Origin of the sequence: Pseudomonas medicaginis, from assembly GCF_965119365.1 — a bacterium.
Classification (GTDB): domain Bacteria; phylum Pseudomonadota; class Gammaproteobacteria; order Pseudomonadales; family Pseudomonadaceae; genus Aquipseudomonas.
On sequence record NZ_OZ221631.1, the window covers coordinates 651,630 to 677,540 of the forward strand.

At 60.8% G+C, this 25,911-nt stretch carries 26 protein-coding genes; 13 read left to right on the top strand and 13 right to left on the bottom strand.

The window, feature by feature from the left end; translation table 11 throughout:
* The first annotated feature begins 38 nt into the window (after positions 1–38).
* The 7 genes from ACMTA2_RS02880 to ACMTA2_RS02910 all read left to right on the top strand — a co-directional run bounded on the left by ACMTA2_RS02880 (position 39) and on the right by ACMTA2_RS02910 (position 5,838).
* Positions 39–1,700: an OFA family MFS transporter gene (locus ACMTA2_RS02880; protein WP_413793641.1), complete on the top strand. Its 1,662-nt coding sequence runs from the start codon at positions 39–41 to the stop codon at positions 1,698–1,700.
* Between the two features lie 282 nt (positions 1,701–1,982).
* On the top strand, positions 1,983–2,576 hold the full coding sequence (gene hisB / locus ACMTA2_RS02885; protein WP_024778052.1) for an imidazoleglycerol-phosphate dehydratase HisB: 594 nt from the start codon (positions 1,983–1,985) through the stop codon (positions 2,574–2,576).
* A complete protein-coding gene (gene hisH, locus ACMTA2_RS02890; RefSeq protein ID WP_413793642.1) occupies positions 2,576–3,214 on the top strand; it encodes an imidazole glycerol phosphate synthase subunit HisH in 639 nt (212 codons plus the stop codon). The genes hisB and hisH overlap by 1 nt, the downstream gene beginning before the upstream one ends.
* Positions 3,214–3,468, top strand: coding sequence for a DUF2164 domain-containing protein (locus ACMTA2_RS02895; RefSeq protein WP_109751980.1), 255 nt, complete (start codon positions 3,214–3,216; stop codon positions 3,466–3,468). Before hisH ends, ACMTA2_RS02895 begins: the two co-directional genes overlap by 1 nt.
* 42 nt (positions 3,469–3,510) lie before the next feature.
* The gene (gene hisA / locus ACMTA2_RS02900) at positions 3,511–4,248 is read left to right on the top strand and encodes a 1-(5-phosphoribosyl)-5-[(5-phosphoribosylamino)methylideneamino]imidazole-4-carboxamide isomerase (RefSeq protein WP_413793643.1); all 738 of its coding nucleotides are present in this window, start codon (positions 3,511–3,513) and stop codon (positions 4,246–4,248) included.
* A 9-nt stretch (positions 4,249–4,257) separates the two neighbouring features.
* On the top strand, positions 4,258–5,028 hold the full coding sequence (hisF, locus tag ACMTA2_RS02905; protein ID WP_003196830.1) for an imidazole glycerol phosphate synthase subunit HisF: 771 nt from the start codon (positions 4,258–4,260) through the stop codon (positions 5,026–5,028).
* A gap of 63 nt (positions 5,029–5,091) precedes the next feature.
* Positions 5,092–5,838, top strand: coding sequence for a substrate-binding periplasmic protein (locus ACMTA2_RS02910; RefSeq protein WP_413793644.1), 747 nt, complete (start codon positions 5,092–5,094; stop codon positions 5,836–5,838).
* Positions 5,839–6,031: 193 nt separating this feature from the next.
* Here ACMTA2_RS02910 and ACMTA2_RS02915 read toward each other — a convergent pair whose 3' ends face one another.
* From ACMTA2_RS02915 to gpmI, 4 genes are all read right to left on the bottom strand, one after another.
* Positions 6,032–6,811: a divergent polysaccharide deacetylase family protein gene (locus ACMTA2_RS02915; protein WP_413793645.1), complete on the bottom strand. Its 780-nt coding sequence runs from the start codon at positions 6,809–6,811 to the stop codon at positions 6,032–6,034.
* A gap of 1 nt (position 6,812) precedes the next feature.
* Positions 6,813–8,129, bottom strand: a complete 1,317-nt coding sequence (locus tag ACMTA2_RS02920) for a S41 family peptidase (protein ID WP_413793646.1) — start codon at positions 8,127–8,129, stop codon at positions 6,813–6,815.
* 32 nt (positions 8,130–8,161) lie between these two features.
* Positions 8,162–9,454 carry a murein hydrolase activator EnvC family protein gene (locus tag ACMTA2_RS02925; RefSeq protein ID WP_413793647.1) on the bottom strand — a complete coding sequence of 431 codons (1,293 nt, stop codon included), beginning with the start codon at positions 9,452–9,454 and terminating at the stop codon, positions 8,162–8,164.
* A gap of 214 nt (positions 9,455–9,668) precedes the next feature.
* Complete coding sequence (gene gpmI / locus ACMTA2_RS02930; protein ID WP_413793648.1) at positions 9,669–11,198, bottom strand: 2,3-bisphosphoglycerate-independent phosphoglycerate mutase; 1,530 nt, start codon at positions 11,196–11,198, stop codon at positions 9,669–9,671.
* Between the two features lie 152 nt (positions 11,199–11,350).
* Here gpmI and ACMTA2_RS02935 point away from each other — a divergent pair, with 152 nt between their 5' ends.
* The 3 genes from ACMTA2_RS02935 to secB are packed head-to-tail and all read left to right on the top strand — an operon-like array spanning position 11,351 to position 12,541.
* Positions 11,351–11,764, top strand: a complete 414-nt coding sequence (locus ACMTA2_RS02935; protein ID WP_413793649.1) for a rhodanese-like domain-containing protein — start codon at positions 11,351–11,353, stop codon at positions 11,762–11,764.
* Position 11,765: 1 nt separating this feature from the next.
* Positions 11,766–12,020 (top strand): glutaredoxin 3, encoded by a 255-nt coding sequence (gene grxC, locus ACMTA2_RS02940; RefSeq protein WP_092173383.1) that lies wholly within the window; start codon positions 11,766–11,768, stop codon positions 12,018–12,020.
* Between the two features lie 38 nt (positions 12,021–12,058).
* Positions 12,059–12,541: a protein-export chaperone SecB gene (gene secB / locus ACMTA2_RS02945; RefSeq protein ID WP_024618249.1), complete on the top strand. Its 483-nt coding sequence runs from the start codon at positions 12,059–12,061 to the stop codon at positions 12,539–12,541.
* A gap of 139 nt (positions 12,542–12,680) precedes the next feature.
* On the opposite strand, the gene trmL is transcribed toward secB, so the two are convergent.
* Positions 12,681–13,136, bottom strand: coding sequence for a tRNA (uridine(34)/cytosine(34)/5-carboxymethylaminomethyluridine(34)-2'-O)-methyltransferase TrmL (gene trmL, locus ACMTA2_RS02950; protein ID WP_039592709.1), 456 nt, complete (start codon positions 13,134–13,136; stop codon positions 12,681–12,683).
* On the opposite strand from trmL, the gene ACMTA2_RS02955 reads away from it, so the two are divergent.
* Complete coding sequence (locus tag ACMTA2_RS02955; protein WP_413793650.1) at positions 13,135–13,575, top strand: hypothetical protein; 441 nt, start codon at positions 13,135–13,137, stop codon at positions 13,573–13,575. The two genes, trmL and ACMTA2_RS02955, sit on opposite strands and share 2 nt — an antisense overlap.
* 495 nt (positions 13,576–14,070) lie before the next feature.
* Here the strand turns inward: ACMTA2_RS02955 and ntrC are convergent, their stop codons facing one another.
* The 6 genes from ntrC to glnA all read right to left on the bottom strand — a co-directional run bounded on the left by ntrC (position 14,071) and on the right by glnA (position 20,262).
* Complete coding sequence (gene ntrC / locus ACMTA2_RS02960; RefSeq protein WP_014336110.1) at positions 14,071–15,507, bottom strand: nitrogen regulation protein NR(I); 1,437 nt, start codon at positions 15,505–15,507, stop codon at positions 14,071–14,073.
* Entirely contained in the window at positions 15,504–16,589 is a 1,086-nt protein-coding gene (gene glnL, locus ACMTA2_RS02965) for a nitrogen regulation protein NR(II) (RefSeq protein WP_413793651.1), read from the bottom strand. Before glnL ends, ntrC begins: the two co-directional genes overlap by 4 nt.
* Positions 16,590–16,842: 253 nt before the next feature.
* Positions 16,843–17,466, bottom strand: a complete 624-nt coding sequence (locus ACMTA2_RS02970) for a DUF4124 domain-containing protein (protein WP_413793652.1) — start codon at positions 17,464–17,466, stop codon at positions 16,843–16,845.
* On the bottom strand, positions 17,463–17,981 hold the full coding sequence (locus ACMTA2_RS02975; RefSeq protein ID WP_413793653.1) for a DUF4124 domain-containing protein: 519 nt from the start codon (positions 17,979–17,981) through the stop codon (positions 17,463–17,465). Before ACMTA2_RS02975 ends, ACMTA2_RS02970 begins: the two co-directional genes overlap by 4 nt.
* 189 nt (positions 17,982–18,170) lie before the next feature.
* On the bottom strand, positions 18,171–18,734 hold the full coding sequence (locus ACMTA2_RS02980) for a chorismate mutase (RefSeq protein ID WP_028237803.1): 564 nt from the start codon (positions 18,732–18,734) through the stop codon (positions 18,171–18,173).
* A gap of 121 nt (positions 18,735–18,855) precedes the next feature.
* Positions 18,856–20,262: a type I glutamate--ammonia ligase gene (gene glnA / locus ACMTA2_RS02985; RefSeq protein WP_014336114.1), complete on the bottom strand. Its 1,407-nt coding sequence runs from the start codon at positions 20,260–20,262 to the stop codon at positions 18,856–18,858.
* 328 nt (positions 20,263–20,590) lie between these two features.
* Between glnA and thiI the strand changes: the two genes are divergently transcribed.
* Entirely contained in the window at positions 20,591–22,045 is a 1,455-nt protein-coding gene (gene thiI, locus ACMTA2_RS02990; protein ID WP_413793654.1) for a tRNA uracil 4-sulfurtransferase ThiI, read from the top strand.
* Between the two features lie 137 nt (positions 22,046–22,182).
* Entirely contained in the window at positions 22,183–24,003 is a 1,821-nt protein-coding gene (typA, locus tag ACMTA2_RS02995) for a translational GTPase TypA (protein WP_413793655.1), read from the top strand.
* Positions 24,004–24,197: 194 nt separating this feature from the next.
* Here typA and ACMTA2_RS03000 read toward each other — a convergent pair whose 3' ends face one another.
* On the bottom strand, positions 24,198–25,145 hold the full coding sequence (locus ACMTA2_RS03000) for an IS110 family transposase (RefSeq protein ID WP_413791447.1): 948 nt from the start codon (positions 25,143–25,145) through the stop codon (positions 24,198–24,200).
* A 257-nt stretch (positions 25,146–25,402) separates the two neighbouring features.
* On the bottom strand, positions 25,403–25,840 hold the full coding sequence (locus ACMTA2_RS03005) for a YkgJ family cysteine cluster protein (RefSeq protein ID WP_003196865.1): 438 nt from the start codon (positions 25,838–25,840) through the stop codon (positions 25,403–25,405).
* Positions 25,841–25,911 lie beyond the last annotated feature (71 nt).

Here is a 25,911-nt window from a genome sequence, read left to right on the forward strand (position 1 = left end):
GTGGCTGGTGAATCATTCTAACAATTGGGGGATACACAATGAGCACAAGCATCACGGCCGGCGGCATTGCCGACCAGCCTGCGTTCCTCTCCAAGGAGCGCATCATCGCCAAGCCCGGTTTCAACCGTTGGCTGGTTCCACCGGCCGCGCTGGCCATCCACCTGTGCATCGGCATGGCCTACGGCTTCTCGGTGTTCTGGTTGCCACTGTCCAAGGCCCTGGGAATCACCAAACCGGTGGCCTGTGCGCCGGACATGAGCTTCATTTCGCAAGTCTTCTCGTCCCAATGCGACTGGCCGATCTCGATGCTCGGCTGGATCTACACCCTGTTCTTCATCTTCCTGGGTTGCTCGGCAGCCATCTGGGGCGGCTGGCTGGAACACGCCGGTCCGCGCAAGGCCGGTGTTGTATCGGCCTTGTGCTGGTGCGGTGGCCTGGTGATTTCTGCGCTGGGTATCTATACCCACCAGATCTGGCTGATGTGGCTCGGTTCCGGGGTGATCGGTGGTATCGGTCTGGGCCTGGGCTACATTTCCCCGGTCTCCACGTTGATCAAGTGGTTCCCGGACAAGCGCGGCATGGCGACCGGCATGGCGATCATGGGTTTTGGTGGCGGTGCGATGGTGGGTGCTCCACTGGCCGCCGCACTGATGAGCCATTTCGCTTCGCCGACGGGCGTGGGCGTATGGCAGAGCTTCCTGGTCATGGCGGCGATCTACTTCGTGTTCATGATCGGTGGCGCCCTGTCGTACCGCGTTCCGCCAACCGGTTGGAAGCCTGAAGGCTGGACCCCGGCACCGAAGAAAGCCGCGAACGCGATGATCACCCACCGCCACGTCCATGTGAACGTCGCTTGGAGGACGCCGCAGTTCGTGCTGGTCTGGCTGGTGCTGTGCCTGAACGTATCCGCGGGTATCGGCATCATCGGCATGGCGTCGCCGCTGTTGCAGGAAGTGTTCGGCGGCAAGCTGCTCGGTAACGACCTGCCGTTTGGCCAGCTGGACGCTACCCAGCTGGGTCAGATCGCGGCCATTGCTGCCGGTTTCACTGGCCTGTTGAGCCTGTTCAACATCGGTGGCCGGTTCTTCTGGGCCTCCTTCTCGGATTACCTGGGTCGTAAGAACACCTATTTTGTGTTCTTCGCCCTGGGTGTTGCCCTGTATGCGCTGATCCCGAACCTGGGCCACCTGGGCAGCGTTGCGCTGTTCGTGGCGGCGTTCTGCGTCATCCTGTCGATGTACGGCGGCGGTTTCGCCACCGTGCCGGCCTACCTGGCGGACCTGTTCGGTACGCAAATGGTCGGTGCGATCCACGGTCGCCTGCTGACCGCCTGGGCCGCGGCAGGCGTGCTGGGTCCGGTACTGGTGAACTACCTGCGTGAGTATCAGTTGAGCATCGGCGTTGAACGTGCCGCAGCCTACGACATCACCTTGTACATCCTCGCCGGCCTGCTGGTGCTGGGCTTCCTGTGCAACCTGATGGTTCGTCCGGTCGCCGACAAGTACTTCATGACCGACGCCGAACTGGCCGCCGAACAGGCGCTGGGTCACGACAAGGGTGCCGACAGCACGACTTCGCTGGAATGGAAAGCCGACCCGAGCACCAAGCTCATGGCGGTGGCCGCCTGGCTGGTGGTGGGCATTCCGCTGGCGTGGGGCGTGTGGGTGACCCTGCAGAAGACGGCGGTGTTGTTCCAGTAAGCCGCTCGCCCTGACCCATCGGGTCAGGGCAACCCTTGTGGGAGCGAGCTTGCTCGCGATGAGGGCGTGTCAGTCGACATCATGGTCGGCTGACCCACCGCTATCGCGAGCAAGCTCGCTCCCACATTTGCTTTTGGCTGACCTTGAAAGCTTGTATGGACATGTCTAACCCCGACAAGGCGGGCAACAACCCGTCAGTGATGTCACCTCTTGTGTTTCTGTTTGCCGCTCGCGCCCCTATAATGGTTGCCTTTTTCGCCCAATGATTTTGCGGAGCTGGTGATGGCCGAACGTAAGGCGTCTGTCGAGCGCGACACTCTGGAAACCCAGATCAAAGCCTCGATCAACCTGGATGGCACCGGAAAGGCCCGGTTTGATATCGGCGTGCCTTTTCTTGAGCACATGCTGGACCAGATCGCCCGTCACGGGCTGATCGACCTGGACATCGTCAGCAAGGGCGACCTGCATATCGACGACCACCACACGGTGGAAGACGTCGGTATCACCTTGGGGCAGGCCTTTACCCAAGCCATCGGCGACAAGAAGGGCATCCGTCGCTACGGCCATGCCTACGTGCCGCTCGATGAAGCGCTGTCGCGGGTGGTCATCGACTTCTCCGGCCGCCCGGGCCTGCAAATGCACGTGCCGTACACCCGTGCCACCGTCGGCGGCTTCGACGTCGACCTGTTCCAGGAGTTCTTCCAGGGCTTCGTCAACCACGCCAACGTGACGCTGCACATCGACAACCTGCGGGGGCACAACACCCACCACCAGATCGAAACGGTGTTCAAGGCCTTCGGCCGCGCGCTGCGCATGGCCGTGGAGCTCGATGACCGCATGGCTGGCCAGATGCCTTCGACCAAGGGCGTCCTGTAATGCAGACGGTCGCGGTTATCGACTACGGCATGGGCAACCTCCACTCGGTGGCCAAGGCCCTCGAGCACGTGGGCGCCGGCAAGGTGCTGATCACCAGCGATGCCGACGTGATTCGCGAAGCCGACCGTGTGGTGTTCCCCGGCGTCGGCGCGATTCGTGACTGCATGGCCGAGATTCGTCGCCTGGGCTTCGACAAACTGGTGCTCGAAGTCAGCCAGGACCGTCCGTTCCTCGGTATCTGCGTGGGCATGCAAGCCTTGCTCGAGCGCAGCGAAGAGAACGACGGCGTCGATTGCATCTCCATGTTTCCAGGCCAGGTGAAGTTTTTCGGCAAGGGCCTGCATGAAGACGGCGAACACCTGAAGGTCCCGCACATGGGCTGGAACGAAGTGAAGCAGACGGTGGATCACCCGCTGTGGCACAACATCCCGGACCTGGCGCGCTTCTATTTCGTGCACAGCTACTACATCGCCGCCGGCAACGCCCGGCAGGTGGTGGGCAGCGGTCACTATGGCGTCGATTTCGCCGCGGCCCTGGCCGATGGCTCGCGCTTCGCCGTGCAGTTCCACCCGGAGAAGAGCCATACCCATGGCCTGCAACTGTTGCAGAACTTCGCGGCGTGGGACGGGCGCTGGTAATGGCCCGCAAGAAACCGCCGATCCTCACCCTCACGCCCGAGCAGGAGGGTGAAGCGAACCGCAAGATCCAGCGGTTCATGGAGGAGCGTTTCGAGCTGGACCTGGGCTCGTTCGAAGCGGCGGAAATTCTTGACCTGTTTACCCGCGAAATTGCTCCGCACTATTACAACAGGGCGATTTTCGATGTGCAGACGCACCTTAAAGAAAGGTTCGAAAGCATTGAAAGCGACTTGTGGGCGCTCGAGAAAAACTGATTTTCGAGCCAAGCTGAATATTCGTATTTGAAGGTTTGCCAGATGCTGATTATCCCCGCTATCGATCTCAAGGACGGCGCTTGCGTACGTCTGCGCCAGGGCCGCATGGAAGACTCCACGGTGTTTTCCGATGACCCGGTGAGCATGGCCGCCAAGTGGGTGGAGGGCGGCTGCCGTCGCCTGCATCTGGTCGACCTGAACGGCGCCTTCGAAGGGCAGCCGGTCAATGGCGAAGTGGTCACGGCCATTGCCAAGCGTTACCCGAACCTGCCGATCCAGATCGGCGGCGGCATTCGCTCGCTGGAAACCATCGAGCACTACGTCAAGGCCGGCGTGAGCTACGTGATCATCGGCACCAAGGCCGTGAAGGAACCTGAGTTCGTCGCCCAAGCCTGCCGCGCGTTCCCGGGCAAGGTCATCGTTGGCCTCGACGCCAAGGACGGTTTCGTCGCCACCGACGGCTGGGCCGAAGTCAGCAGCGTGCAAGTGATCGACCTGGCCAAGCGTTTCGAAGCCGATGGCGTGTCTGCCATCGTCTACACCGACATCGCCAAAGACGGCATGATGCAGGGCTGCAATGTCCCGTTCACCGCCGCCCTGGCCGCCGCTACCCGGATCCCGGTGATCGCCTCCGGTGGCATCCATAACCTGGGTGACATCAAGGCGCTGCTCGATGCCAAGGCACCGGGCATCATCGGTGCGATCACCGGTCGTGCGATCTATGAGGGCACCCTGGACGTCGCCGAGGCCCAGGCCTTCTGCGATACCTATAAAGGCTGAGGAATCACCATGGCGCTGGCCAAACGCATCATCCCTTGCCTGGACGTGGACAACGGCCGCGTGGTCAAGGGCGTCAAGTTCGAGAACATCCGTGATGCCGGCGACCCGGTGGAAATCGCCCGTCGCTACGATGAACAGGGTGCGGACGAGATTACCTTCCTCGACATCACGGCCAGCGTCGATGGCCGCGATACCACATTGCATACCGTCGAGCGCATGGCCAGCCAGGTGTTCATCCCGCTGACCGTGGGCGGTGGCGTGCGCACCGTGCAGGACATCCGCAACCTGCTCAATGCCGGTGCGGACAAGGTGTCCATCAATACCGCGGCGGTGTTCAACCCGGAGTTCGTCGGTGAAGCGGCCCAGCACTTCGGCTCGCAGTGCATCGTCGTGGCCATCGATGCGAAGAAGGTCTCCGGCCCGGGCGAAACCCCGCGCTGGGAAATCTTCACCCATGGCGGCCGCAAGCCCACGGGCCTGGACGCCGTCGAGTGGGCGAAGAAGATGGAAGGCCTGGGTGCCGGTGAAATCCTGCTGACCAGCATGGACCAGGACGGCATGAAAAACGGCTTTGACCTGGGTGTGACCCGCGCCATCAGCGATGCCCTGGGCATTCCGGTGATCGCGTCCGGCGGCGTCGGCAACCTGCAACACCTGGCCGACGGCATCCTGGAAGGCCATGCCAGCGCGGTACTGGCGGCGAGCATCTTCCACTTTGGCGAATACACCGTGCCGGAAGCCAAGGCCTACATGGCCCACCGCGGTATCTGCATTCGCTGACCGCTGGACACCATGGCGGGCCCAAGGCACTCTTGGGCACACCATGGATTGCGGTAGCCCGACATGCTCAAACGTCTAGTTCTTGCCTTTGCCGGTGCCACATTGCTGCTCGCCGGCACTGTTCGCGCGGCTGACACTTCGCTGGTGTTGCTGACGGAAAACTTCCCCCCGTACAACATGGCCAAGAACGGCAAGAACTTCGCCCAGGACGAAAACATCCATGGCATTGCCGTTGACATCGTCCGCGAAATGTTCAAGCGCGCCGATGTCTCCTACAGCCTGACGCTGCGTTTCCCTTGGGAGCGCATCTACAAACTCGCCTTGGAAAGCCCAGGTTACGGTGTGTTTGTCATGGCGCGGTTGCCGGAGCGTGAAAAACTATTCAAATGGGTCGGTCCCATCGGTCCGGACGACTGGATCATGCTCGCCAAGGCCGACAGCAAGATTGCCCTCGACTCGCTGGAGCAGGCGCGTCAATACAAGATCGGTGCCTACAAGGGCGACGCGATTGCCGAGACATTGGCCAAGCAGGGACTGAAGCCGATGGTCGTGCTGCGCGATCAGGACAACGCCAGGAAACTGGTCAACGGCCAGATCGATCTGTGGGCCACCGGCGATCCGGCCGGGCGCTACCTGGCGCGTCAAGAAGGGGTGAACGACCTCAAGACCGTGCTGCGATTCAACAGTGCCGAGTTGTACCTGGCCTTGAACAAGGACGTGCCTGACGAGGTGGTGGCCCGGCTTCAAGCCGCCCTGGATGAACTGCGCAAGGAAGGGGCGGTGGACGCGATCATGGCGCGGTATCTCTGACCGCTGGAACAAACCTGTGGGAGCGGACTTGCTCGCGAAAGCGGTGGGTCAGCTTGTAGAGATGTTGAATGTGTCGCCGTCATCGCGAGCAAGCTCGCTCCCACAGGGGATCTGCTGTGAACCCCAATCTTGTGCCCGATGCAAAACCGTTGTGGGAGCGAGCTTGCTCGCGATGGCGGCGTCGCGGCTACCGCTATCGGTAGACCCCATCCTTCCCATGCCCGATCATCGCCCGATTGCTGCGCAGGCTGATCATCGACTTGATGTCGATCCATTCGATGCCCTGTGCCTTGAGCTTGGGTAGCTCGCGCTCCAGCACCGCCAGGGTCTGCGGGTAGGGATGGCCGATCATCACGGCCGAACCCTGTCGGCGGGCCAGGTCGACGGCGGTTTGCAGTTGCCGGGTGATGGCTGCCTCCGTGCGCTCGTCGTCCAGGAACACGTCCCGCGACACACTGGCCAGGCCGATCTTCTGCGCCTCGGCGGCGGCGACTGTCTGGGCGCTGGTGCGGCTGTCGACGAAAAATTTGTGGCGCTGCTGCAGGTTCGCCATCAACCACGCCATGGCCTGGGGCTGGGCAGTCATGCGGCTGCCCATGTGGTTGTTGATCCCGCTGGTGTAGGGCACGGCCGCGAATGCGGCGTCGAGGCGCTTGCCCAGTTCTTCGATGGACAGTTCCGGGTGCCAGGCGAACGGCCCGGTGGCCGGGTCCATGGGCATGTGCAGCATGACCAGCTTGCCGGCGCGATGGGCTTCGCGGGCGACGTCGGCGGCGTGTGGGGTGTCAGGCATGATCGCGGCGGTGACCGGACCGGGGAGGGCCAGGACCCGGCGATCCCGAGGCAGGTTTTGCCCCAGGTCGTCGATGATCAGGCTCAGGTACGCCTTGTGCGGCGAAGAGGCTGTGGCGGGGGCCGCGTGAACGACTCCCGCCAGCAGGCACAGCAGGACCCAGGTAAAGCGCAGGCCCATCTCAGCGGCCGGACGTGATGTTCAACCCTTTGAGCAAGCTCAAGGCCTGGGCCAACTGATAGTCGTCATCCTGCGGCATTGGCTTGGCCTTGGCGCCGGAACCGGTCGGTTTGTCGGCGCCGCCGTTGCCATTGCCCAGGTGACCTTGCAGGTCGGCTTCCTTGAAGTACTCGCTGTCCTGCTCGCTGGTGATCTTGGCCTTGCGCACCTCGATGTCCGGGACGATGCCCTGGGCCTGGATGGAGCGACCGTTGGGCGTGAAGTACAGCGCGGTGGTGATCTTCAGGGCGCGCTCGTTGTTCAGTGGCAGCACGGTCTGTACCGAGCCCTTGCCGAAACTGGTGGTGCCCATGACCACGCCGCGCTTCTGGTCTTGCAGGGCGCCGGCGACGATTTCCGAGGCCGAAGCACTGCCGCCGTTGATCAGCACCACCAATGGCACGGCTTCGCTCAAGTCGTTGCCGGTGGCCGAGAAGCGCAACTCGGAATTGGCGATGCGGCCCTTGGTGTAGACGATCAGGCCCTTGGTGATGAAGTGGTCCACCACTTCCACCGCTGATTGCAGCACGCCGCCGGGGTTGTTGCGCAGGTCCAGGACCAGGCCGTTGAGTTTCTTGCCGTTGTCCTTGCTCAGCTTGGCCAGGGCCTTGGCGACTTCTTCGCCGGTCTTGACCTGGAACTGGGTGATGCGGATGTAGCCGTAGCCCGACTCCAGCAGTTGGCTCTTCACGCTCTTGACCTGGATGACCGCCCGCGTGAGGGTCACGTCGAACGGCGTACCGCCGTCGCGCACCAGGGTCAGGGTGATCTTCTGGCCGATCTTGCCGCGCATCTTGTCCACGGCTTCGGTCATGCTCTGGCCGCGCGTCGGCTGGCCGTTGATCTTGACGATGAAGTCACCGGCCTGGATGCCGGCCTTGGAAGCAGGCGTGTCGTCGATGGGCGAAACCACTTTGACGAAGCCGTCTTCGCTGCCGACCTCGATGCCCAGGCCGCCGAACTCGCCGCTGGTGCTTTCCTGCAGCTCGGCGAAATCCTCCGGGCCCAGGTACGCGGAATGCGGGTCGAGATTGCTGAGCATGCCCTTGATGGCGTTCTCCAGCAGCGTCTTGTCATCCACCGGTTCCACATAGGCCGCCTTGATCCGGTCCATGACCTCGGCAAAGGTGCGCAGTTCGTCCAGCGGCAGTGGGGCCTTGGTGGTCGCGGCCGTGGCGGCGGGTGTCGATGGGGCCGGGTCGGCGGCGAAAGCCAGGGGCGCACCGATCACGAGGGCGATCGTCAGGGCCAGCGAGGTAAGGCGGGACAAATGCAGCATGTCGAACGAACTCCTTAATAGGATGGGCGCGCTTATCCTTGCGCACGACACCATTGGGCCGGGTCACTGGGGCGACCCTGCTGACGAATAGCGAAATACAATGCTGGCGTATCCTGTCCGCCACTGTTACCGACCGTGGAGATGGACTCTCCGGCCTTGACCACATCGCCCGCTGCCTTGAGCAGCGTCTGGTTGTGGCCGTACAGGCTCAAATAACCGTTGCCGTGGTCAAGGATCACCAGCAGGCCGGCACCGCGCAACCAGTCGGCGAATACCACGCGTCCGCCGTGTACGGCATGCACCTGGCTGCCGGCGGAAGCGCTGATCATCACCCCGTCCCATTTGGTGCGGGTGTCGTCGCCGCGGGTTTCACCGAAGCGCGCAAGCAATCGACCATTGACTGGCCATGGAAGTTTGCCTCGCGCCGAAGCAAAAGCGCCGCCGAAGGTTGCGCCATCACTGGAAACCAGTGCGCCGGGGCTGGATTTTGCCAGTTTGCGCGGTGCATCGCCGGCGTCCGCGTCGGCCTGGGCTTCACGCAAACGCTTTTTTTCGGCTTCCTGCTGGGCGATCAGCGCTTTCTGGCGCGCTTCTTCTGCCTCTCGAGCCTGGCGGGCCAGGGTTTCTTCGATGGTTTTCAACACGTTGGCCAGTTCGGCCTGGTCCTGTTCGCGAGCCTTGAGCTTGCTGTCGCGGGCCTTCACGTCGTCATTGAGCTTGGCCAGTGCCACCTGGCGTTCCTTGCGAACCTTTTCGAGTTCTTCACGCTGGGTGTCTAGGCTGCTTTTCTGTACCAGCAACTGGGCCTGCTGCAGTTCGATGTCCTTTTCGACGCTGGCCAGCTGGCGCAAGGTTTCGTTGAAGTTCTTGAGCTGCTCCAGGCGTGCCTGGCTCAGGTAATCGTAATACGTGAGGGTGCGGGCGAATTTCTCGGGGTTCTGCTGGTTGAGCAGCAGCTTGAGGTATTCCTGGCGACCATTCTGGTAGGCGGCCCGGGCTTGGATGGCGATCAGCTTTTGCTGTTCAGTGCGCGCGCTCTGGAGTTTTTTTTTCTCGCCATCGAGCCGCTGCAGCTCGGATTCGCTTTTCTTCAGTTCTTTTTGCAGGGCCTCGACCTGCTTCTCCAGCTTGCCCATCTCGGTTTCGGTGCCGCGCAGGTCTTTCTGCACGCTGGATCTCTCTTCCTGCAACTTGCCCAGCAGCTTTTTCAGCTCGGCAATGTCCTGGCGCGTGGCTTCCAACTGTTGTTGGGTTTGCGCGCGCTCGTCGGCAAAGGCCGGTTGGAGCAGGCAGGTCAGAACGAGGGCTATCAGGACGCGAAGCATAGAGGCGGGCGACACCAGGGAAAGGGACGACCTAGTATGCCCGCCCCACGCTGCAAAAAAAACGCCCATTTGGGGCTGTGTGATAACTGGCCTGAAAAACACCAAGAACCCAGGTGGGAGCGAGCTTGCTCGCGATGGCGGTGCATCAGTCAACATCAAGGTTGGCTGATCCGGCGCTATCGCGAGCAAGCTCGCTCCCACAGGGTTTGCGGAATCAGACCAGGATCGAAGTACCGGTCATTTCCGCCGGCTTTTCCATGCCCAGCAACATCAGCATGGTCGGTGCCACGTCAGCCAGCACGCCGCCGTCGCGGACCTTGAAATCACGCTTGCCGACATAGATGAACGGCACCGGCTCGGTGGTGTGGGCAGTGTGGGCCTGGCCGGTGGACTCGTCGGACATCTGCTCGACGTTGCCGTGGTCGGCCGTGATCAACGCTTCGCCGCCGACCTTTTCCAGGGCCTCGACGATGCGGCCAACGCAGGTGTCCAGGCATTCGACGGCCTTGACCGCCGCCTCGAATACGCCGCTGTGGCCCACCATGTCGCCGTTGGCGTAGTTGACCACGATCACGTCGTAACGCTGGTTTTCAATGGCGTCGACGATGCGATCGGTCACTTCCGGCGCGCTCATCTCCGGTTGCAGGTCGTAGGTGGCGACTTTCGGCGACGGAATCAGGATGCGTTCTTCGCCCGGGAAAGGTTCTTCGCGCCCGCCAGAGAAAAAGAACGTCACGTGGGCGTACTTTTCGGTCTCGGCGATGCGTAGCTGGGTCTTGCCGTTTTTCGCCAGGTAGTCGCCCAGCACGTTTTCCAGGCTGCCGGCGGCGAAGGCCGATGGCGCGGGAATGCTGGCGGCGTATTGGGTCAGCATCACGAAGCCGGCCAGTTTTGGCTGGCGGGCGCGTTCGAATTCCTTGAAATCGTCTTCGACGAACACGCGGGTCAGCTCGCGGGCACGGTCGGCACGGAAGTTCATGAACACCACGGCATCGCCGTCTTCGACTTTTACCGGCTCGCCGAGGGTGGTGGCCTTGACGAATTCGTCGCTTTCACCGCGCTCGTAGGCGGCTTGCAGGCCTTCCTGGGCGGTGGCGGCGTTGAACTCGGCGTTGCCATCGACAATCAGGTTGTAGGCCTGGGAGACGCGATCCCAGCGGTTGTCACGGTCCATGGCGTAGTAGCGGCCGACAAGGCTGGCGATGCGCCCCTTGCCGAGGGCCTGGAAGGTGGCGTCCAGCAATTCGATCGAGGAGGCGGCGCTTTTCGGCGGGGTGTCGCGGCCATCGAGGAACGCGTGCAGGTAGATCTGCTCGGCGCCGCGCTTGGCGGCCAGTTCGGCCATGGCGACCAGGTGGTCCTGGTGGCTGTGCACGCCACCGTCGGACAGCAGACCCATGAAGTGCACGGCCTTGCCGGCGGCCACGGCTTTATCCACGGCGGCGCAGATGGTCGGGTTTTCGAAGAACTCGCCGTCGCGGATCGATTTGGTCACGCGGGTGAAGTCCTGGTACACCACGCGGCCAGCGCCGAGGTTCATGTGGCCGACTTCGGAGTTGCCCATCTGCCCATCCGGCAGGCCGACGTCCATGCCACTGCCGGAGATCAGGCCGTTGGGCACGGTGGCCCACAGACGGTCCAGCACAGGCTTGTTGGCCGAATACACGGCGTTGGATTCGTGGCTGTCACTGTGACCGAAGCCGTCGAGAATCATCAGGACCAAAGGTTTAGGCGTGGTAGTCATGGAATCCACTCGTGGCGGGTTAAAAGAAGACGATGGAAAAGGGACGGGCAGTTTAAAGGTAAGTTCCGGCGGCGTCACCGCCGGGCGGGGTTTGGCCGACCTTGCGTGCTGTGTATACTGGCCGACATTTTAACGCCCTGGAACCTCCTTCGATGGTTGCTCACCTGATTCAATTTGCCACTAACCACTACATTCTCGTCGGTATCTTCGTCGTGCTGCTGGCGTTGCTGGTTGCCCACACGATGCAGGGCGGCGGTCGCAGCCTGAGCACCGCCGAGCTGACCGCGCTGGTCAACAAGGATGCAGGCCTGGTGGTGGATATCCGTCCGAGCAAGGACTACGCCGCCGGTCACATTGTCGGGGCGGTGAACATTCCCCAGGACAAACTGATCGCCCGTATCGGCGAGCTGGAAAAACACAAGGCCAAGACGCTGATCCTGGTGGACGCCCAAGGCCAGCACGCCGGCACCCATGCCCGCGAGCTGATGAAGTCCGGCTTTACCGCCGCCAAGCTGTCCGGTGGCGTTGCCAGCTGGAAAGCCGACAATCTGCCCCTGGTGAAGTGAAATGTCCCACGTTGTTGTCTATTCCAGCGATTACTGCCCCTATTGCTCCAGAGCCAAGTTCCTGCTCCAGAACAAAGGCGTGGCCTTCGAAGAGATCAAGGTCGACGGCAAGCCGCAATTGCGAGCCGAAATGACCCAGAAGGCCGGGCGCACCTCCGTGCCGCAGATCTGGATCGGCAGCACCCACGTGGGCGGTTGCGATGATCTGTTCGCCCTGGAGCGCGCCGGCAAGCTCGACGCGCTGCTCAAGGCCTGAATTTCCCACTGAGAACCTGAAAGTAAGAAGGATCTGCGATGACTGACCAACAGAACACAGCTGCCAGCGAAGAAGAAGCCGCACCGCAATTCTCCTTGCAGCGCATTTATGTACGTGACCTGTCCTTCGAAGCTCCGAAAAGCCCGGCGATCTTTCGCCAGCAGTGGGAGCCGAGCGTAGGCCTGGACCTGAACACCCGTCAGAAAGCCCTGGAAGACGACTTCCACGAAGTGGTGCTGACCCTGTCGGTCACCGTGAAGAACGGTGACGAAGTGGCGTTCATCGCCGAAGTGCAACAGGCCGGTATCTTCCTGATCAAGAACCTGGATGCCGCTTCGATGAGCCACACCCTGGGCGCATTCTGCCCGAACATCCTGTTCCCTTACGCCCGGGAAACCCTGGACAGCCTGGTGACCCGCGGCTCGTTCCCGGCCCTGATGCTGGCCCCGGTGAACTTCGATGCCCTGTATGCGCAAGAACTGCAGCGCATGCAGCAGGAAGGCGGCGCGACCGTTCAGTAAGCGTCCACTGCCAAGCACAAAACCTGTGGGAGCGAGCTTGCTCGCGATAGCGGTGCACCAGTCAACATTAAAGTCGGCTGATACACCGCCATCGCGAGCAAGCTCGCTCCCACAGGTGTTTTTGGCTAGCGGTGCCGAATCAGGCGAAGCCGTTCTGCCGCCACGCCTCATAAACCGCCACTGCCACGGTATTGGACAGGTTCAGGCTGCGGCAACCCTCGCGCATCGGCAGGCGCAGGCGCTGCTCGGCAGGCAGGGCGTCCAGCACCTCGGCCGGCAGGCCACGACTTTCCGGGCCGAACAGGAACGCATCACCGGCGACGAAGCTGGCGTCATGGAACGGCCGCGAACCCTTGGTGGTAAACGCGAACAGGCGCGGATGCCCGAGGCTCTCCAGACAACTGGCAAGGTCGGCGTGACGCTGCAAGGTGGCATACTCGTGGTAGTCGAGGCCGGCGCGGCGCAGGCGTTTGTCGTCCATGTCGAAGCCCAGCGGTTCGATCAAATGCAGGTGGCAGCCGCTGTTGGCGCACAGCCTGATGACGTTGCCGGTATTCGGCGGAATTTCCGGTTGAAAAAGGATGACGTGAAACATGCACGGCTCCGCAGATAAAGATGAGCGGCATTCTACGCCGCAAACCGACCGACGTTCGAAGCTAATGCCTCGGGTGATGGGCTCGTTGGCGATTTTCGGCATGATGGTCGGGCTGATGATCGGGCGCCTGACCACGCCCGACCCGAGCGCGTTGCAACAGGTCGAGGTAACAGATGGGGTGCTGGTGGCCTGGTTCAACAACGAGCCCAAACTGCACGGGGAAGTCATCGATGGCTCGCTGGCGCTGTTGTTCCAGGCAGAAGGTCGGCCGCAGAACGGCCGATTGAAGCTCAATGGCAGGGATGTGAACTGGCGGGTGCGTTTGAGTGACAAGGGGTTGTTGCTGACGCTGGTGGCGGCGCGTCCGTTGCGGGGGGTGTGGACCGGCAGCGAAGTGGATGATCGCTGGCGACTGGAGGTCCGTCTCCAAGAGCAATAAAAGAGGGAATCCCCGGCCTGCCTGTACCAAGGTTCCCAAAACGGGAGGGTTGCGCCAAGCGCATGGCCCAGGGTGTAAAGAAGGGAAACCTTGACCTGCCTGTATCAAGGCCCCCAAAACAGTGGGCTCGATGAGCCCGGTGTAAAAGAGGGGATTCCCCGGCCTGCCTGTACCAAGGTCCCCGAAACTGGGTAGTGATTGAGTTATTGCAGGGGGCGTGCCAGTTTTAAATGGCTTGTCACAAAAAAACTGCTGGTGATGCGAAAAGCCCCGTATTCCGGGGCTTTTGTTTTTATTTGTGCGGTTTTTTCGACCTGGAACGATTGGTTTTGGCTCGTTGTGCATGCGCAATTGCGGTTCGCAGTGCATTGATGCGGTGCATGGAGCCTTTAAAAGCTTCGCGAGCAAGCTCTCTCCCACAGGCGTTACGTTTCCATTGTGGGAGCGAGCTTGCTCGCGATTGGCCTTCAAATTCAGCGAAGAGTTAAAGGCGATTCAGCCCTCATCCCCGTCATCGTCATCCCCGCCGTCGACCTTCATCCCCAGCTCCTTGATCTTGCGGGTCAAGGTGTTGCGGCCCCAGCCCAGCAGCACGGCGGCATCGCGGCGGCGGCCGGCGGTGTGCTTGAGGGCGGTTTCGATCATGATCCGTTCGAAACTGGGGACGGCGCTGTCCAACAGGCTCGACTGGCCACGGGCCAGGGCCTGGTCGGCCCACTGGCGCAGGGCTTGTTCCCAGTTGGTCACCGGGGCCGAGTCCTGCGGCAGGCTCAACAGCTCCGGCGGCAGATCGCTGATGTGCACTTCACGACCCGAAGCCATCACCGTGATCCAGCGGCAGGTGTTCTCCAGCTGGCGCACGTTGCCGGGCCACGGCAGGTTCTTGAGGTATTCCTCGGTTTCGCTCTTGAGCAGCTTGGGCTCGACCGCCAGTTCCTGGGCCGCGCGGCTGAGGAAGTGGCGGGCCAGGGTCGGGATGTCTTCGCGACGATCCGCCAGGCGCGGGATATGAATGCGGATCACATTCAGGCGGTGGAACAAGTCTTCACGGAATTTGCCGGCGTGTACCAGGGTTTCCAGGTTCTGGTGCGTCGCGGCGATGATGCGCACGTCTACCTTGACCGGCGTATGGCCGCCGACCCGATAGAACTCGCCATCGGCCAGTACGCGCAGCAAGCGGGTCTGGGTATCAGCCGGCATGTCGCCGATTTCATCGAGAAACAACGTGCCGCCGTCGGCCTGCTCGAAGCGCCCGCGCCGCAGGTTGGCGGCGCCGGTGAACGCGCCTTTTTCATGGCCGAACAGCTCGGATTCCATCAGATCCTTGGGAATCGCCGCCATGTTCAGTGCGATGAACGGCGACGCCGCCCGCGGACTGTGGCGATGCAGGGCGTGGGCCACCAGTTCTTTACCGGTGCCGGACTCGCCGTTGATCAGCACGGTGATGTTGGAGTGGCTCAAGCGCCCGATGGCGCGAAACACTTCCTGCATCGCCGGTGCTTCACCGATGATTTCCGGGGTACGGGCCAGGGCCGGCACCTCTTCCATGCCCTGTTGCTCCTGGGCGTGCTGGTTGGCGCGCTTGACCAGTGACACGGCTTCGTCGACATCGAATGGTTTGGGCAGGTATTCGAAAGCACCGCCCTGGTAGGACGCCACGGCGCTGTCCAAGTCGGAATGGGCGGTCATGATGATCACCGGCAGCCGCGGATGCTGTTCGCGAATCCGCGCCAACAGGTCCAGGCCGCTGGCACCGGGCATGCGGATGTCGGAGATGATGACGTCCGGTTGCTGACGCGCCAGGCGACTCATCACCCCGTCGGCGCTGTCGAAGCTCTGGGTGGTCATGCCTTCCTGTTGCAAGGCTTTTTCCAGGACCCAACGGATAGAACGGTCGTCATCGACGATCCACACGGTTTCACTACGGCTCATGTCGATGTGGCTCCTTGTTCCAGTGGCAGGAAGATCGAGAAAGTGGTGTGGCCGGGGTGGCTCTCACATTCGATCAAGCCCTGATGCTGACTGATGATGTTCTGGGTAATGGCCAGGCCCAGCCCGGTACCGTCCGGACGGCCGCTGACCATGGGAAAGAAAATGGTTTCCTGCAGTTCCGCAGGGATGCCCGGGCCGTTGTCGATGATCTCGATCTTGGTCACCAGGCGATGGCGCACATGGCCGATGGTGAACTGGCGCATGGCCCGGGTACGCAGGCTGATGCGACCCAGGCGCAGTTCGTTCTGGCTGCTGATGGCCTGCATCGCGTTGCGCACGATGTTCAGCACTGCCTGGATCATCTGCTCGCGATCGATCAAGACATCGGGAATGCTCGGGTCATAGTCGCGCACCAAGGTGATGCAACCCTGGCTTTCGGCTTCCACCAGACTGCTGACCCGCTCGAGCACTTCATGGACGTTGCACATCGCCAGGGACGGCAGCTTGTTCGAGCCGAGCATGCGGTCCACCAGGTTCCGCAGGCGGTCGGCTTCCTCGATGATGACGTTGGTGTAGTCCTTGAGGCTTTCTTCCGGCAGCTCGCGGGCGAGCAGTTGCGCGGCGCCACGTATCCCGCCGAGGGGGTTCTTGATCTCATGCGCGAGGCCGCGCACCAGCATCTTGCTGGTTTCCTGCTTGGACAATTGCGCCTCTTCCTTGGTGATGCGCAGCAGGCGATCACGCGGGTGGACTTCCAGCAGCAGCAAGGTGGCGCCATTGTTCAGGATCGGCGTGACCGCGTAATCCACGGTCAGGGACTGGCCGGTCAGCGCGGTGAGCATCGCTTCGCGCTTGGTGAACGGATGGGCCTGTTCCACGGCTTGGCGCAGGGAATTGAGCGCTTCGGCGGATTCGGTGAACAACTCGCTGATGAACTGTCCGTGGCTGCGCTGGCCGCTGACGGCCAGGAGCATCTCCGCCGCCGGGTTCATGTACTCGAGGCGCAGTTCGGCGTCGAGCAGAATGGTCGCGGTGGTGAGGTTGTCGAGCAGCAAGCGGTGTAGTGCGTCGCTAATGGTCATCAGGACCTCTTTTGGAGCGTAGCAACTTAGGACCGGTCCCAAATTGCGCGCGCGATTGATGCGCTGTTGCCAGGAAAATGCAAAAACCAAACCAAGGCTCCGAAAAGAAGCGTTTAGAGCCTTAAAAGGGTGTTTTTCGCCCAGTTGCGTGGCGTTCTGCCAGCTTTTTCGGGTACTTTCGAACCAAAATGGGTTTGGAAACTGGGTAGCGTGCAAAGGTTTGCACCAATATAGTGCGCTAGCCTGAACGGCATCAGAAGAACGGCAAGAGGCTGCTTTTTTCTTCTTCAGGCTTTTCGGCGAGGGGGCACTCGGGGCGTTGACCGTAATCGGCCGTGGCGCAGGGTTTGGTGCGGCGCTTTTGCGCCAGGGACATGCGTTGCATATGGAAGGGCTGGTTGGCGGTGCGTTCGACGATGCGGTCCTGCTCATCGAGGATTTCGACCGCCAGGTGGTGGGTGCCTCGATCGATGTTGCCCAGGGCAAACACCGGGCTCGGCCCCGGCGCGCCCGTGGGCTTGCCGTCGAGCAGCAGGCGATAGCGGTGGCCTTTTTTCAGGCCGGGTTCGCTGGTGACACTGACGATCAGTTCGCCAGCGGTGCTGCGTATCGTCGCGTCCGGCTCGGGAATCAACAGCCTGAGCATTTCGTAATGAAACAGCGGCTCGGGCCGGGCTTCGGCGGCGGGCGCCGAGGGTGTGCTCCCTGGCGGCGCCGGCATCCGGTTACCGGGTGGCAGTTGGACTTTCTTCGCGTTGCCGGGGCGTGGCTGATCGGTGAACACGCGATTTCCCTGGGCATCGATGTAGGTGTAGACCTGTGCCACCCCAGGCAGTGCCGCCAGCGTCAGGCCTAGCGCCAGCCACCAGCGGATCATGGCTGGTGCACCCGTTGCACGGTGAACGTGACGGTTTCGCTTTGTTGCACGAGGGTGTTCCCGTCGATGACTTGAACCGCCAGGCTGTGCTCGCCCCGATCGATGTTCACCAATTGCAGGCGCGGCACGTTGGACGGCTGGCCGTAGGGTTGGCCGTCCAGCAACAGCCGGAACAGATGCGGGCTCTGCAGGCGTGGTTGCGCCCGGACGCCAACGGTGAAGGTGCCGTTGTTGGCGCGCAGGGCCTTGTCGGTGGGGATGTCCGTCAGTTCCAATATCTCGTAGGCATTGCGCGGCTCGTCGCTGTTGGCGGGGGCTGGCGGTGTGTCCGGGTTGGCCGGGGACTGGCGTTCGATGCTGTTGAGCGGCGGCAACTCCACCGTCTGCGCCGGCACGCCCTGGGGCGGTTGGTTGCTGTAGGCGGTGTTGCCGTCGGCGTCGGTGTACTTGTAGATCTGCGCGGTGGCTGGCAGAGCCAACAGCAACAACAGGATGATTGAAAAACCACGACCCATGGAAAATCGACCGAAAACGAAAAGTGATGGGTTGCAGCATAGGCCAGGGAGGGTGATTGACCCAAGTTGATGCACATAACCCCTGTGGGAGCGGGCTTGCTCGCGAAAGCGGCATGTCAGTCACTGAGATGTTGAATGTGCTGGCCTCATCGCGAGCAAGCTCGCTCCCACAGGGGGAGGTGGGGTGTTTCAGGACTTTGTGGAAATGCACAGCTCTCCGGTCGCTCGGATCAGGGCGAGGCGGTGCACCGGGTGTTGCTTGTTATGGTGCGTGGCCCGGGCCAGCCATTGCGGGCACTGCGGGTCTGTGCGGTAGGGGGCGAAGTCGGCCAGTTGTTGCAACAGGCGTTTTTGCAGTCGATCGAGTTGCGGGCGGATCTGTCCCACCAGGTCCGGCCGTGGGAGGTCCGGGGCCTTGCCTTCCAGGGCCCAGTCGGACAGGTTGATGTACTGCACCATTTTGTTGGCTTCTATCTGGGCAGCGAAAAACGCTTCCACGGTTTCGCCACTCAGCTTGTAGGCCGGTGCCTGGGCGACGGCGGCGGCAATGACTTCACGCTCGCGCTGACGGTCTTCTACCGGTTTATGGCTGTCCCATTTGCTCAGCGCCACTTGATCGCCAAGGGCCAGGCGTTCGCCAATGGCGTTAAGCAACGGGGTAAGGGCCTCAGGGGCGGGGGCCGAGGCGGCTTCGGCGGTGGAGGCCAGCAGTGCGGCAGACAGGGCAAGGCAGAGCTTGAAGCGCAAAGTCATGGGCAGTCTCGTCTTCTATGGGGGAGCGACGAGGCATCATGCACGTAACCTGCGCCCATAAAAAAGGCCTCCCGAAGGAGGCCTCTCTTTATTCACGCCGTGCGTGGCGGCGTTTACTGGATCAGCAGCTGTAGTACAGCTCGTATTCCAGTGGGTGTACGAAGGTGCGGACCTTGATTTCTTCTTCGCTTTTCAGTGCGATGTAAGCGTCGATGAAGTCATCGCTGAATACGCCGCCCTTGGTCAGGAACGCACGGCCCTTGTCCAGCTCTTCCAGGGCTTCTTTCAGGCTGCCACACACCTGTGGGATTTCCTTGGCCTCTTCAGGCGGCAGGTCATACAGGTTTTTGTCAGCGGCATCGCCAGGGTGGATCTTGTTCTGGATACCGTCCAGGCCGGCCATCATCAGTGCTGCGAAGGCCAGGTACGGGTTGGCAGCCGGATCCGGGAAGCGCGCTTCGATACGGCGAGCTTTAGGGCTGTTCACGTAAGGAATACGGATCGAGGCGGAACGGTTGCGAGCCGAGTAGGCCAGCATGACCGGTGCTTCGAAACCTGGTACCAGACGCTTGTAGGAGTTGGTCGACGGGTTGGTGAAGCCGTTCAGAGCCTTACCGTGCTTGATGATACCGCCGATGAAGTACAGGGCGGTGTCCGACAGGCCGGCATAACCTTCGCCTGCGAAGGTGTTCTTGCCGTCTTTGGAGATCGACATGTGAACGTGCATGCCCGAACCGTTGTCGCCGTACAGTGGCTTCGGCATGAAGGTCGCGGTGCGACCGTAGGCGTCGGCAACGTTGTGTACGCAGTACTTGAGGGTCTGGACTTCGTCAGCCTTCTTGACCAGCGTGTTGAACTTCACGCCGATTTCGTTCTGGCCGGCAGTTGCCACTTCGTGGTGGTGAACTTCCACGGTCTGGCCCATTTCTTCCAGTGCGTTGCACATGGAGGTACGGATTTCGTGGTCGAAATCGAACGGTGGAACCGGGAAGTAGCCGCCCTTGATACCTGGACGGTGGCCTTTGTTGCCGCCTTCCACGTCCTGGTCGGACATCCACGAACCTTGTTCGGAGAAGATCTTGAACATGGAGCCGGAAATGTCGGACTTGAATTTGACCGAGTCGAAGATGAAGAACTCAGGCTCAGGACCGAAGAAAGCGGTGTCGCCGATACCGGTGGACTTCAGGTATTCCTCGGCGCGGTGGGCGATGGCGCGTGGGTCGCGGTCATAGCCTTGCATGGTCGAAGGTTCGATGATGTCGCAGACCAGGATCAGGGTCGGCTCTTCGGTGAACGGGTCCAGGACGGCGGTTTCGTCATCCGGCATCAGGATCATGTCGGAGGCTTCGATACCTTTCCAGCCGGAGATGGAGGAGCCGTCGAACATTTTCCCGATTTCAAAGAATTCGTCGTCCAGCGCATCACGGGCCGGCATGGTCACGTGATGTTGAGTGCCTTTGGTGTCAGTGAAGCGCAGATCAATCCACTTGACGTCATGATCTTTGATGAGTTGAACCGACTTCGACATATGTCCTCCGGGTGGCTTCGGGCGGGTAGTGGAGTGCCCTTAGATATGGGTGATGCCGGCGCGAATACTCTGCCAAGGCAACCTGCCTCACAAGGGAGCAATTTGCATGCCAGTGCCCCAGCATGGGTTTTTTGCACCAATTCCAGGCTTTTCGGGGCTTGAATCCAGGATTGTCGGACAATAGCGCACTGTAATGTGGCGCCAATCGCGGCCAGTGATCTTTTTTGGTGCGTTCAAAACCATCTGCACATTAACTGGTTAAACCTTGAGCAATTTCCGCTATAATCCGCGCCCCCCTTTTTCGGCTGGCCGTTCGCGCGCTGTTTTCATGAAACTAATCGTAAAAGTCTTCCCCGAGATCACCATCAAGAGCCGCCCGGTACGGATGCGTTTCATCCGCCAGTTGGCCAAGAACATCCGTGCCGTGCTCCGAGACCTGGACCCGGCCGTGGTGGTGAACGGCGTGTGGGACAACCTCGAACTGGAAACCCGTGTCAGCGAACCCAAGGTCCTGAAGGAAATGACCGAGCGCCTGAGCTGCATGCCGGGCATCGCGCATTTCCTGCAAGTCGATGAATACCCGTTGGGAGACTTCGACGACATCCTCGCCAAGTGCATGCTTCATTATGGTGATGCACTGACCGGCAAGATCTTTTCGGTGCGTTGCAAGCGTGCCGGCAAACACCCGTTCAGTTCGATGGATGTAGAGAAGTATGTCGGCAGCCAGTTGCGCCGGCAGTGCGGCGCGGCCGGTATTTCGTTGAAAGACCCGGAAATCGAAGTGCGTATCGAAATCCGCGACCAGCGGCTGTTCGTGATCCACAGCCAGCACAACAGCATCGGCGGTTATCCGCTGGGTTCGCTGGAGCAGACCCTGGTGCTGATGTCGGGGGGCTTCGACTCTACGGTGGCCGCCTACCAGATCATGCGTCGCGGGCTGATGAGCCATTTCTGCTTCTTCAACCTCGGCGGCCGCGCCCATGAACTGGGCGTGATGGAAGTGGCGCACTTCATCTGGAAGAAGTACGGCAGCTCCCAACGCGTGTTATTTGTGAGTGTGCCGTTCGAGGAAGTCCTGGGCGAGATTCTCGGCAAAGTCGATAACAGTCATATGGGCGTCATTTTGAAGCGTATGATGTTGCGTGCCGCGTCGAGCATTGCCGACCGCCTGCACATCGATGCGCTGGTGACCGGCGAGGCGATCTCCCAGGTGTCGAGCCAGACGTTGCCGAACCTGTCGGTGATCGACTGCGTGACCGAGAAACTGGTCTTGCGGCCGCTGATTGCCAGCCACAAGCAGGACATCATCGACCAGGCCAATGAAATCGGCACCGCCGAGTTTGCCCGGCACATGCCGGAGTATTGCGGCGTCATATCGGTCAATCCGAAGACGGCGGCCAAGCGTGGGCGGGTTGAGCACGAAGAGAAAGAATTCGACATGGCGGTGCTCGAGCGAGCGCTCGAAAACGCCAGGCTGGTGCCAATCGATCGGGTGATCGACGAATTGGGCCAGGACATCAGGATTGAAGAAGTCGGCGAAGCGCTGGCCGGTCAGATCATCATCGATATCCGCCACCCGGATGACGCTGAAGACGATCCGCTGAGTGTCGCCGGCATCGAGGTAAAAACGATGCCGTTCTATGCCGTGAACGCGCGTTTCAAGGAACTGGACCCTACTCGCCAGTACCTGCTCTATTGCGACAAAGGCGTGATGAGTCGCCTGCATGCCCACCATTTGCTCAGTGAGGGGCATGCCAATGTGCGCGTTTATCGACCGAGCTAAGTGCCCGGGGCTGTTTGCCTGTGGCCTGCGTCACCGGCCCCCCGACGCCGCCGACAGGCTGTAACGGCTGTCGGAACTCAACGTAAATCGCTGCCACGACCTGTCAGCACACCGAATCCTCTGATCGAGATACACAAGTGATCGAAAATCTACGCAACATCGCCATCATTGCTCACGTTGACCATGGTAAGACCACCCTGGTAGACAAACTCTTGCGTCAATCCGGCACCCTGGAGCGCAACGAGCTCAACGACGAGCGCGTGATGGACTCCAACGACCAGGAAAAAGAGCGCGGTATTACCATCCTGGCTAAAAACACCGCCATCAACTGGAACGGTTACCACATCAACATCGTGGACACCCCGGGCCACGCCGACTTCGGTGGTGAAGTAGAGCGCGTGATGTCGATGGTCGACTCCGTGCTGCTGCTGGTCGATGCCCAGGACGGCCCTATGCCGCAAACCCGTTTCGTGACCAAGAAGGCTTTCGAAGCCGGCCTGCGTCCGATCGTGTGCATCAACAAGGTTGACCGTCCAGGCGCGCGTCCGGACTGGGTCCTGGACCAGATCTTCGATCTGTTCGACAACCTGGGTGCCACCGAAGAACAGCTGGACTTCAAAGTCGTCTACGCCTCGGCCCTGAACGGCATTGCCGGTCTGGACCACAACGAAATGGCTGAAGACATGACCCCGCTGTACCAGTCGATCGTCGACAACGTACCGGCGCCGGCGGTTGACCGTGACGGTCCGTTCCAGATGCAAATCTCCGCACTGGACTACAACAGCTTCCTGGGTGTGATCGGCGTTGGCCGTATCGCCCGCGGTCGCGTCAAACCGAACACCCCGGTTGTCGCTATCGGCGCTGACGGCAAGAAGCGTAACGGTCGTATCCTGAAGCTGATGGGGCACCACGGTCTGCATCGTGTAGACGTTGAAGAAGCAGCTGCTGGCGACATCGTTTGCATCAGCGGCATGGAATCGCTCTTCATCTCCGACACCCTGTGCCACCCGGACACTGTCGAAGCGATGAAGCCGTTGACCGTTGACGAGCCAACCGTTTCCATGACCTTCCAGGTGAACGACTCGCCGTTCTGCGGTAAAGAAGGCAAGTTCGTGACCTCCCGTAACATCAAGGAGCGTCTGGACAAAGAGCTGCTGTACAACGTTGCACTGCGCGTTGAAGAAGGCGACTCGGCTGACAAGTTCAAGGTCTCCGGCCGTGGCGAGCTGCACCTCTCGGTACTGATCGAAACCATGCGTCGCGAAGGCTTCGAAATGGCTGTAGGCCGTCCGGAAGTGATCATCCGCCTGGTTGATGGCGTGAAGCACGAACCGTTCGAAAACGTCACCATCGACCTGCCAGAAGAATCCCAGGGCAAGGTGATGGAAGAGATGGGCCTGCGTAAGGGCGACCTGACCAACATGGTGCCGGATGGCAAGGGCCGTGTTCGTCTGGAATACAACATCCCTGCTCGTGGCCTGATCGGTTTCCGTAACCAGTTCCTGACCCTGACCAACGGCGCTGGCATCCTGACCTCGATCTTCGACCGTTACGACGTGATGAAGTCCGGCGACATGTCCGGGCGTCAGAACGGCGTTCTGGTTTCGGTCGAAACCGGCAAGGCGCTGACCTACTCCCTGGAAACCCTCCAGGCGCGTGGCAAGCTGTTCGTCGAGCACGGCCAGGAAATCTACGGCGGCCAGATCGTTGGTCTGAACAGCCGTGACAACGACCTGGGTGTGAACCCTACCAAGGGCAAGAAGCTCGACAACATGCGTGCTTCGGGTAAAGACGAAACCATCGCCCTGGTTCCACCTGTTCGCTTCACCCTGGAACAGGCCCTGGAATTCATCCAGGACGACGAGCTGTGCGAAGTGACGCCTAAGTCCATCCGTCTTCGCAAGAAGATCCTGGACGAAAGCGAGCGTACCCGCGCCGCCAAGAAAGCCAAGGCTTGATCGTTTAGCCCCGGCTGAATGAAAAACGCCCCCGGTCGCGAGATCGGGGGCGTTTTTTTATGCCTGGAAGTTATGTGGCGGCTGTCAGGGCCCTATCGCGAACAAGCTCGCTCCCACAGTGGATCTTCAGTGGATACAGATGTTGTGTCCAACATGAATTCCCTGTGGGAGATTCTATGGTTGAGGGAAAGCCCTCAAGCCGCGTTAGGTTGGTATTCGCTTTGCCCTTTCAGCAGAGCGAATACGATCCGAGCAAGCTTGCGAGCCAGCATTACCAACGCCTGAGTGGTAGTGAAACCGCGAGCTCTTTGCTTTTCATAGAAGCCTCTCCAGGCGGACGTGCGGCTAGCCGACATGGCGGCATTGTGTAACAGCCGACGGACTTCCGGGTCGCCTCGTTTACTCAAGCTACGGCGCCCATCTTTTTGTCCTGATTTCGACACTCGCAAGTCCATTCCCAAAAAGGCAATGAAGGCGTCTGAGTTTCTGAAATCCCCTCGTTGAAATGCCGTAAGCAAGCGGGCTCCGGTCAGAAATCCAATGCCCTCAACCTTCAAGCAACGGTTCAACTGACCCTGCAAACCGGCATCCCTCAGATGATCCTTGATCGTCTTCTCGATCAATGTCTCAAGCCTCTGCATGGCTGCAATTTGTTCGGCGAAAGCGGTCTTCAGCAGCGGCTCGTTAGCCCAGCTTTGTACCAGGGCCACTCGAGCCTGAACCAGGGCTGCGCGACGGCGGAAAAGGCTCAGGAGCTGGCGATACAGCGGAGATGGCGGGGTCCAGGGGTTAAGCTCATGCCCTTCGTTTTTCAGGTAACGGGCCAGCAGCTTGGCATCCAGCGCGTCAGTTTTGGCGCGGATTTTTACGCCTTCGCGGTAGTGATGCAGTTCATAACCGCCCACCATGTAGATCTCGCAGCCGGCCTCATAGGCCAGATCAGCGAATTCCAGGTGATAGATATTGGTCGACTCAATGGCTACAGCGACGGGGCCCGGCAATGCTTTCAACCACTTTTTGATGGCCGCTTTGTTGTTGGGAGTCGCCTCCAGTACGTCAAGTTCGGCGTGATAGATCACCAGTTCGTTCTTGGCGACATCCACGCCCACAATCGGCTTTGTGACAGAAACCGGCATTGCCATTGAAAATTCTCCGGGCTAAGGTTTGAACACTTGAAGGGTTCACCCAGAGGCGCAGGCTTGTTCCTATCGTCGGTTTAGGCCAGATGCATTCTTTATCGGCGCTTGGGTGAAAGGAGGAGGGGCGAAATCTCCCACGGTCTGTACTGCGCCAAACAGTCAGAATCGAGCCTTGTCCCTCCTCCTCCCTTCAAGTCCTACCATACAAGCGAGCTTGCTCGCGATGGCGCCGGCTCAGGCACCGCTGAATCAGCAGCCGATCAGAACTTGTCCAACGTCCGTGGATTGCGCTCGCGCTCCACTTCCTTGGGCTTGTAGGCGCAATAGCCCGGCCGTGGCCCGACCCGCGGATGGTTGCGGCAGGTGTCGGGACGCTTCTCGTAAATGGTGCACAGCCGGCTCTTGCGGTCCAGATAAAGGCAGTCGTTGTTGCTCATGCGCTGGAGCGTGAAGATTTCCGACTTCTGGTTGTAGCGCTCGACGATCCCTTCCTTTTGCAGGCGCTTGGCGATGTTCTTCGGCGGGTCGCCCAGTTCGAACTCATCGACGATGCCGATGCGGATCAGGTCCTTGATCTTGACCTCCACCGGCAGCGTGCAGCAGCTCGACACGCAGGAACCGCACATCGGGGCGGAGTACTTGGCCCAGGTATCGAGTCGGTCGATCTCCGCGGCGGCGATCAGGTTGGGCTTCATCATCACGGTTTACCAGCATGCATCAGGGCGCGCGATCATACCGGGACTGGTGAAATTTTGAACGACCATCCGCC